General features: G+C 55.8%; 8 protein-coding genes. 6 read left to right on the top strand and 2 right to left on the bottom strand.

Annotated elements, in window-relative coordinates; genetic code table 11:
• The 4 genes from ACQUQ0_RS04745 to ACQUQ0_RS04730 all read left to right on the top strand — a co-directional run.
• Positions 1–317 (top strand): hypothetical protein (locus ACQUQ0_RS04745; RefSeq protein ID WP_435183471.1); only part of this gene is annotated, 317 nt, incomplete at its 5' end.
• A 291-nt stretch (positions 318–608) separates the two neighbouring features.
• Complete coding sequence (locus tag ACQUQ0_RS04740; RefSeq protein ID WP_435183469.1) at positions 609–2,195, top strand: hypothetical protein; 1,587 nt, start codon at positions 609–611, stop codon at positions 2,193–2,195.
• Between the two features lie 55 nt (positions 2,196–2,250).
• The gene (locus ACQUQ0_RS04735; protein WP_435183467.1) at positions 2,251–3,636 is read left to right on the top strand and encodes a sulfatase; all 1,386 of its coding nucleotides are present in this window, start codon (positions 2,251–2,253) and stop codon (positions 3,634–3,636) included.
• A 2-nt stretch (positions 3,637–3,638) separates the two neighbouring features.
• Positions 3,639–5,048, top strand: a complete 1,410-nt coding sequence (locus tag ACQUQ0_RS04730; RefSeq protein WP_435183465.1) for an oligosaccharide flippase family protein — start codon at positions 3,639–3,641, stop codon at positions 5,046–5,048.
• A 4-nt stretch (positions 5,049–5,052) separates the two neighbouring features.
• Here the strand turns inward: ACQUQ0_RS04730 and ACQUQ0_RS04725 are convergent, their stop codons facing one another.
• Together ACQUQ0_RS04725 and ACQUQ0_RS04720 are read right to left on the bottom strand one after the other, a co-directional pair.
• Positions 5,053–6,030 (bottom strand): alkaline phosphatase family protein, encoded by a 978-nt coding sequence (locus ACQUQ0_RS04725; protein WP_435183463.1) that lies wholly within the window; start codon positions 6,028–6,030, stop codon positions 5,053–5,055.
• 32 nt (positions 6,031–6,062) lie between these two features.
• On the bottom strand, positions 6,063–6,923 hold the full coding sequence (locus ACQUQ0_RS04720) for a PHP domain-containing protein (protein ID WP_435183461.1): 861 nt from the start codon (positions 6,921–6,923) through the stop codon (positions 6,063–6,065).
• Positions 6,924–6,978: 55 nt separating this feature from the next.
• Between ACQUQ0_RS04720 and sat the strand changes: the two genes are divergently transcribed.
• On the top strand, positions 6,979–8,148 hold the full coding sequence (sat, locus tag ACQUQ0_RS04715) for a sulfate adenylyltransferase (protein ID WP_435183460.1): 1,170 nt from the start codon (positions 6,979–6,981) through the stop codon (positions 8,146–8,148).
• Positions 8,145–8,777, top strand: coding sequence for an adenylyl-sulfate kinase (gene cysC / locus ACQUQ0_RS04710; protein WP_435183459.1), 633 nt, complete (start codon positions 8,145–8,147; stop codon positions 8,775–8,777). The genes sat and cysC overlap by 4 nt, the downstream gene beginning before the upstream one ends.
• Positions 8,778–9,013 lie beyond the last annotated feature (236 nt).

Genomic DNA, 9,013 nt, shown 5'->3' with positions numbered 1-9,013 from the left:
ACTGCGACGACAAGTGGTTTAGCTCGACAGAGGACGAATCCAGCGAGGTAGCGATGGCACTTGCTGGTGCCATCGCGGGGTTTCGTGTGGCAGAGTTCGCCAGCGTCAGCGTGTGGACAACCGTGGTAATGGATATCGACGAAGTCGAGGCAGATGATCCTTGGGCCGGAGCCGAGGATCATCGCGGCTTGTCGAGCGAAGATGTCGTTGACGGCGGCTTCAAGGTGATCCGCTGGAACGGTGTGGAGCTGTTCGAGAGTGTAATCGTCGGAGTAGGTTCCACGAGTGGTTCGGTGACGGCTTTGATGGACTTCTGATCGACAGCGGCTTGCAGAATCGTTTGACGGATGATCCTAGAGTCGAAGCCGCAGCCTTTGACTCCGAGGATCGGAATCTCTGCGAGCAGATCAAGCGCTAAGGTTTCAAGGTCAGAGGCCGTAAGAACAGTGTCTGGATGGTATAGGAAGTTCACAACATCCATCCAGACGCTTTCTGCGAACGTAACCTCGTCAGTCGTGACTATCAGCTGACTCGATGGGAACTACCGACAGTGACAGACGGCGTTCCAGCACCATTAAATAACGGTGAGAGCAATCCACCGACGATCGATGGTCGAGTTGTCGACGTTGTTCACGCTCTCGCTCGTCGTCGGGACGCTCATCGTCGTACGGTCGCTGTACAGGGTGCTGGTACCGGCCGGTGCAGCGGGCGACGCGTACGGGCAGATGTTGCAGATCCAGGACATCAAGGATTCGGGTCACCGCCGTCCCGACGAACCCTCTCCGGTCGTGACGAGTGGTCACTACGCCTACCCGTACTTCGTTCTCTGGCTCCTCTCGTACCTTCCCCGCTCGCTGCTTGTTCGAACCGAACGGTACTTCAGCGCAATTATGGATCTCGTGTTCGTCGTGGTAATCGCGGCGCTGGTGCCGCTCGAACTGCTCTCTGTATCCCAGTTGTCGTTCGTCATCCTCTTGCTGGTCGCAACGCCTCAGTTTATGCGGCCAGACCTAGCGCACGGCCAGGGATTGAGTTCGAGAAAGCCCGGGCAAGTCCTCACTACTGCGAGCATCTTCGCCTTCGTCCTCTGGGTGGACACCGGATGGCTCGGTTGGCTCGCGACAAGCGTAGTGCTCGGCGGACTAATGTGTCTCTCTAGCAAGTTCAGTCTTCAAGCGTACCTGTTCGTCATCGTCGGCTTCTCGATCGTGCTCTCACCGATCGCACTCTTTCTTGTCCCGGGATCAATCCTGGTTGCCGCTGTCCTCTCCGGCGGCCGATATCTTCGGATCCTCCGTGGACACGCCGAGCACGTGTATGACTACGCGGTTCGAAAGCAGTACAAGATGTTCGATCACTCGTTCCCGGACCCCATCGGATGGTTCCGTAGAATCGTCGGTGTCCGATCAGGTGACGACGTGCTTGAACTGTTCAACGACAGTCGGTTCCTCAGACCGTTTATCGACAATCCGTTCGTGATCGCGGTCGTCGCTGCCCTGGTCGCAACGACGCTCTCGGATCCATCAATTACGACCCTGGACGGTGTCCGCGCGTGGATCGTCGCCTGCCTGTTCGCGTTCGTCCTGACGTCGCTCCCACATTTGCTCTTTTTCGGGCAGGCCGAACGCTATTTGGAGTACATCTTCCTACCGAGTGCGCTGCTCATCGTTGAGGGACTCTCGACGTTTGGGGCCTGGTACACGTGGCTGATCGGCGTGGTGATCGTCAGTGGCCTCGCGGTCGAAGCCGTCTATGTGTGGGCATACAAGAATATCTTCCACTCTCCCGACCGTCAGGAGAAACTGGACGGTGTAATCAAGTTCCTTAAAAGTCGGGACGCTGGTGTCGTCGTCGCACATCCGACTTACATCTCCCGCGAAGTCGCTTGGAGAACGCCACACAAGGTCGTCGAGTTCATCGGCGGCAATGCGACGACAACCGAGCGAAGCGTGGAGGAACTGAACCGGCTGTTCCCCGACCAGTTTAGTTTCGTCACAAACGATGTGGACTGGCTCGCGACGGCGTTCGACCCGGACTGGGTCGTCTTCGATCTAGAGAAACTGGCGGAAATGGACCGGCCGACTGACGACCTCGAACAGCCGTCGGCCGATCCGTCGTTCTCCAACGACCGCTTCGCAGTGTATCCGTTCGAGGTGCTCGTATCGGCCGCCGGGACGACGGCGACCAACGAGTGATCGCTTACGTATCGAAAACATATAGAGACGTCTGCGTCTTGTAAGGGAACAAAGAATGACTCGCCGCCCGAACGTCGTCTGGATAACGCTGGATAGCGTCCGTCAGGACCACACGTCGATGGCAGGATATCGGCGGGATACGACCCCCCACTTGGAACGTATCGGGAACGGGTCGGCGAGTCAGTCGTTCTCGAACGCTTTTTCGCAGGGAATCTGGACTCTCGCTTCGTCGGCTTCGATCCTGACCGGCACCTACCCCTCACACCACCGGGTCGGGTTCGACAGCGAACGTCTCGGGGACGAACTCCGGACTGTCGCAGAGCTGTTCAAAGACGAGGGATATCACACCGCTTGCCTCTCGCGGAATACGCATCTGAGCTCGGCGACGAATCTCGACCGTGGATTCGACGACTTCAAGTGGATCGCATCGTCGACGCTACTGCGTGAGGCCGGGTTTAAGACAACACTTAAGTACCTCCTGAATATCCGCCGTCATTCGGCCGGATTGACGCGGGATCCAGCGAAGCACGCGACGCCGTTCGTGATGAACGACCTCGCAAAGGATATGCTGGACCGCTACGGGTCGCAGTCCGAACCTTTCTTCTTCTATCTTCACTACAACGAACCCCACCGACCGTACTACCCACCGCTCCCGTTTCTCAACCGCTACACGGAGGACATCGAGATGTCGCCGAAGGAAGCAGCCGACTTCGCAATGTGGATGCACTACAATCTCCACGAGGCGGTCGCGAACGGCTGTGACTTCACCGACGAACAGTGGGAGGCTCTCTTTGCGATGTATGACGCGGAGATAGCGTACACTGACGAGTGCATCGGACGTCTGTACGACTATGTCCAGTCGCTCGACCTGGACCACACGATATTTGTCGTCACGGCGGATCACGGCGAACTGTTCGGAGAGGGCGGGATGCTCGCCCACAAAGTCCTCCTCGACGATGCGCTGATCAACGTACCGTTGATCGTTGACGGACTTGATCTCGATGCCGAGGACTTCGTGCAACACGTCGACATTATGCAGACTATCCTCGAACGGATCGGCGCCGACACAACGCAGTTGCAGGGCTTCAGTCTCGACTCGTCGACCCGTGACCACGTGATCACCCAGCGGGGGGCTGCAGAGTTCGACCCGTTCCTCGAAGCGAACCCAGACTTCGACGTGTCGCGCTATCACGAACCGCCGCTCAGTTGTCTGCGAACGAGGAAGTTCAAGTATCAACGGAGCGCTGACGGTGAGGATCTCTATCACCTTCCAGACGAATCGGCGGACGTCGCCGAGATGTATCCGGAAGTTCACGACGAACTACGGTCACGACTGGAGGTGTGGCTTGAGACTGATGGGGCGCCCGTGTCGACAGTCGCGGAAGCAGAGTTCACCGACGCGATGAAACGACAGCTCCGAGACCTCGGGTATGTCGAGTAACGATGCGCCTGGCGAAGACGACGGTCGCGTACTTCCTCGCACAGGTCGGTAAGTCGCTCGCTGGATTCGTCGCGACGCTCTACATCGCACGGGTCCTCGGCCCGACCCCGCTCGGACAGTATGCGGTCGTTCTGGCGCTCTCGTTCTGGCTGGCGCTTCCGGCCGGTGCGATATCGAGTGCGATCAAGAAGCGTGTCAGCGAGGGCACCGATCAGGCCGAGTACCTCTGGACAGGCGTCGCAATGAGCGTTACGATCGCGGTGCTGTTCGCCGTCGTCATCGTAGCGTTTCGTCCGTACGTCAACGACTACATCGGTACGGATGTCACCCTGCTATTGGGAGTACTGATCGTTTCGAAGTCGCTCTTCCAGACGACGTCTACGGGGCTCCACGGTCTCAAGATGGTCGCAAAAGGTGGATACTCCCAATTCATCGAGCGTCTCCTCCGGACGGGACTCCAGATCTTTCTCATCTGGTTGAGTTTCGAGGTGTTCGGTCTGGTCCTCGGTCACATACTGTCGCTCGCTGCAGCGACGGTCGTCGCAGTCCTCTGGTCAACCGTCGGGGTCTCCCTCCCGAGTGTCGATCACGCAAAGGACCTCTACTCGTACGCGAAGTACGCTTGGCTCAGTTCCCTCAAGGGACGCGCTTTCAGTTGGATCGACACGATCGTCCTCGCACTGTTCGTCTCGTCGTCGCTCATCGGGATCTACGAGGTCGCGTGGTCGCTGGCGTCGATGTTCGCACTCGTCAGCATCTCGATCCACCAGACCCTGTTCCCGGAGTTCAGCGACTTGGAGACGGACGGTAACTTCGACCAGATCCACCACTACCTGAACGAAGGGTTGGTCTTCATTGGCGTGTTCGCGATACCGGGATTGTTCGGCGGAACGGTCATTGGTTCACGAGTGCTCGAAATATACGGAAGCGAGTTCAGCAAGGGAAGTCTCGTGTTGGTAGTGTTGATCGCGGCCCGACTCCTCGCCGCGTACGAACAGCAGTTCCTGAGTGTTATCAACGCGATCGACCGGCCGGATGTCGCATTCCGTATCAACGGGCTGTTCGTCGTGGCTAACGTCTCGCTCAATCTCGGACTCGTATACCTCTACAGTTGGATAGGCGCTGCTGTCGCGACGCTCATCTCGGTCGTCATCACTACTGTCGCGGGCTATATCGCCCTTACCAAACTCATTGGCCGGCCGGACGTTCCATACCCAGAAATCGCACAAGAGATAATCGCGGCACTCGTGATGGTAGGAGCAGTTATCCTGATCGAACCGACAGCCCCAGAGTCGGTCGCAGGGACGGTCGCCCTTGTCTTGCTCGGTGCTGGAGTCTACGGAACTATACTCGTCGCGATCTCTTTTCGGATCCGGCAGAAGACCCGATCTGTCGTCGTTTCGCTCGTATAGGGCCTCATATGTAGCCGAGGTCCTCAAGTTGGTCTTTTACTCGCGCGGATTGTTTTGCGTCTCGCTCTCGGTTGATGTCCCGCGGTGCGGGTACGTGTCGGCCGTCCGAAAGTGCCGCTTCGATCGTCTCGCGTACATCAAGGACACTCTCAACACCATCTACGAGCGCCGGGTCGGTACTTGCCACCATCGCGGTGTCGGTGTGGAGGCCATCCTGAAGCCCATGGTCACTCACCAGTAGAAGTTCATCGTCATCATCGAGGTCTTCAACAAGATCCGCGACAACTCCGTCGACCACGTCGTACGCGGTTTCCTGTAATCCGGGCCAGTCGTAGGTGATATGACCGATCAGGTCAAGGCCACTTGTGTACCCGAAGACGAGTTCGTGCTGGCTCGAATAGTGCGCAGCCCTGGTACGAGCTGCCCGGACCATAATCATTTCTACGCACTGGTCGTAGAAGGTCAGCGGATCGGCCGAACTGTGGCCGCCGGTCGCGTCAGGGTCGCGTTCGAACAGGTCTCCCATCGACTTCCGCAACTCGTGTTCCCTGTCCGTCTCGTCGGTGTCTGTGACGTAGTTCGGAACACCGATGGCCGTGGCTTCGTGTCCGTCGAATACTGTTGAGAGGTTATGCTCGCCGTAGTACGTCGCGGGGGTCCGGAACGCATCTTGGTCAGTCGTGTTGAGTAGCCACATTCCGATCTTTGTGCGTACGGATTTCGGCAGGACACCCTCCGCAAGATCGCTCGCGAGGTTCAACCACTGATTGTCCCACGCGACGCCGTCTTCGATGACAAGTCCGTGCTCATCAGGATGAAGTCCAGTGATGATCGTTGGCCACAGCTCGTGCGTGTTTGGTTCACCAGATGCGCTGATGATCGTTTCAATCGGTCGATGACTATCCAGTGTGAGATGTGGGTGGCGATCTGGTTCGACGAGATCGGGGTCCATTGCGTCGATCCCGAAGACGATTAGAGTCATAGGAAAGTATAGACAAACCCTTCGTTTATCCGTTACGCAGCGTGTTCTTCCAGTGCTGCCAGTGCGTCAGCCGGAATCTGTACCTCTCCAAGTCTGAAATTGCCGGATTTCGGGCCGTGACAGTCGGAGCCACCGGTTTTCAAGAGGTCATACCGCTCGGCGAGTGCAGCAGCGTCCTCCTCTGTGATATCGGCATACTCATCACTCGTCTCAGATCCGTATGGGTACCAGACTTCAATCCCGTCAAGCCCAGCATTGGCGAGTGTCTCAACCATCTGCTCAACAGTGGAAGTATCGCTCCGGATCCGTCCCGGATGTGCGAGCGAACAGACTCCACCTGATCCGTGGATCGTCTCAACCACTTCCTTGTAACCGAGTCGTTCCATCGGAACGAATGCCTCGCCTTCCTTGGCTAAATACTGCTCAAACGCCTCACCAATCGAATCAACGACCCCGCGTTCGATGAGGACCTCTGCGAGATGGGGACGACCGAGATTCCCCTCAACCTCGGCGTTCAGTGCCTCGTAGCAGAGGTCAAGATCTGCAAAGGCCGAGAGATTCTTCACTAGTTTACGATTACGTTCAATTCGGAAACTACGGGCTCGTTCGAGCATCGTCTGAAGTTTCGGATCGTTTGGATCGACAAAATATCCAAGAATTTCGATCTTCGTATCGAAGAGGTCGGCGCGGACTTCGACACCAGTGATAACTTGGACGTTCTGCTGAGTCGTACTCCTTGTTTCGAACCACTCGTCAATGACATCGTGATCCGTAATCGCGATTGTTTCCAGTCCTCGGTCTGCTGCAATCGTAACGCGCTGATCCACACCGATCGTCCCATCTGAGGCGGGAGTGTGCATATGTAGATCAGCAGCTCCGTCGCTGTGACTCATTTGAATTTGGTTATAAGCGAATGATTTTAAATAGTGGCATTGAGCATCCACCCGTATGATCGAACCGCACGGAGGTCGATTGGTCGACAAGGTCGTCGGCGACAAGTATGCCGACCAGTTGCGGAACGAAGTGGGTAGTGGGCCTCGAATTGATCTGAGTGTGAGTCAATATCAAGACGCTATCAACATCGCGACCGGGCGGTTTAGTCCGATAGATGGTTACCTCACACAGAACGATTTCCTGAAGGTTGTTCACGATATGACGCTTGAGAATGGCGTCACGTGGCCCTTGCCGATCACGCTCGACGTGGACTCAACTGTTGCCGAAGATTTGACACCGGGAGAGAAGGCACTCCTTCGTAGTCCAGCAGAGGAACCGATTGGAGTTATTGCTGTCGAGGAGGTGTACAAGCATAATAAAGATGATACCGTTGAGTATGTGTTCGGGACTGCTGATCAGGATCATCCCGGCGTCGCCAATTATCTTAATCAAGAGGACTTTCTCGTCGGTGGTCCGATCTATCTTTTCGACGAGCACCGCTACAACAGCCGCGATCTTCTCCCCGCAGAATCCCGCGTCCTATTTAGTCACCGCGACTGGGAGACTGTCGCAGGATTTCAGACACGAAATGCACCACATCGAGCGCATGAATACATCCAAAAATCTGCACTCGAACAAGCTGACGGTCTCCTGATCCAGCCGAAACTCGGTGACAAGAAAGTCGACGATTATCGCGACGATACGATCCTCGGTGCGTACGAGACACTCATAGAAGAGTACTACCGAGAGGGTATGGTTGCGCTATCAGTGTTCCCTAGTCAGATGCGCTATGCGGGACCCCGTGAAGCGATCTTCGATGCAATCGTCCGCAAGAACCAAGGGTGTACGCACTTCGTGGTCGGTCGAGATCACGCTGGCGTCGGAGACTACTATCACGAATTCGGAGCACAGCGCATCTTCGATGATATCGCGGACATCGGTATCGAGCCACTATTCTACGACTATGCATTCTACTGTCACAGCTGTGATGGAATGACCTCCGAGAAGATTTGTCCCCATACGAGTGAAGAGCAAGTCCACCCGAGTGGGAGCAGGATCCGCTCACTTATTGGAGAGGGAGAACAACCATCGACAAAGATGATGCGCCCGGAAGTCGCGTCGTACGTGATGAATGTGGACGAGCCTTTCGTCACAGAGGATGCTCCGGTTGGAGGCGTACAATGACGTTCACGCTGTGGTTTATGGGTCGGCCCGCAGCCGGGAAGTCAACGCTTGCGAGTCGGACAGAGACATTCCTTCGCGACCAAGGCATCCAAGTTGAGAATCTCGACGGTGACGAGATTCGTAAGAACCTGCACCCAGACTTAGGATTCTCCCGTGAAGACCGCGAGATCAACAACCGTCGAACGGCGTTTATCGCCAAACTGCTGAACAGAAACGGGATTGCGACGGTGACGGGGATGATCACGCCATTCCGTGATTCACAAGCAATGGCGCGAGACATTGTAGAACCGGACGGAGATTTTGTTCTCATATACGTAAAGTGCTCTGTCGACGAAGCAGCACGGCGAGACCCAAAAAACCTCTACGAAGAGGCTAGAGCGGGCAAGATCAAGAAGTTCACCGGTATTAATCACCCATTTCAGGAACCGCACAATCCGGATATCATCGTCGATACAGAACAGAACACTGTCGATGAGAACCTTGCGCACATAAAACAGCAATTGCATAATCTGGGCCTTCTTGACGGTGATTCCGAAGGAGATTACGGCGTCGATATGGATCGACAACAAGAACAAGAGGTACTTGATCGGTTGCACTCCCTCGGCTACATCAAGGACAGCAGGGAGTAATCAGCACTCAGAGATAGTAAGTCGCGGTCAATACCGTCAAGTGCGAAGCCAAACTGTACTTCGAGTTCGACTCGGCCGTGGAAATCACTTTGTAAGGTCAATTCCCGTCAATACACAATCTATTGTCAGCGGTTGCAATCATAGCTCCAAGCATTTGCTGCCTACTTCAATCAGCTAATCTGAACAATGCCTCAAGAGGGCGTTCTCGTCAGATCTCCCAAGATGGATATCTATTC

Source organism: Halobellus sp. EA9 (genome assembly GCF_051195055.1).
Taxonomy (GTDB): Archaea; Halobacteriota; Halobacteria; order Halobacteriales; family Haloferacaceae; genus Haloquadratum; species Haloquadratum rubicundus.
Note: the sequence above shows the minus strand (reverse complement) of the source record. Positions and strands in the feature narration are given on the sequence as shown.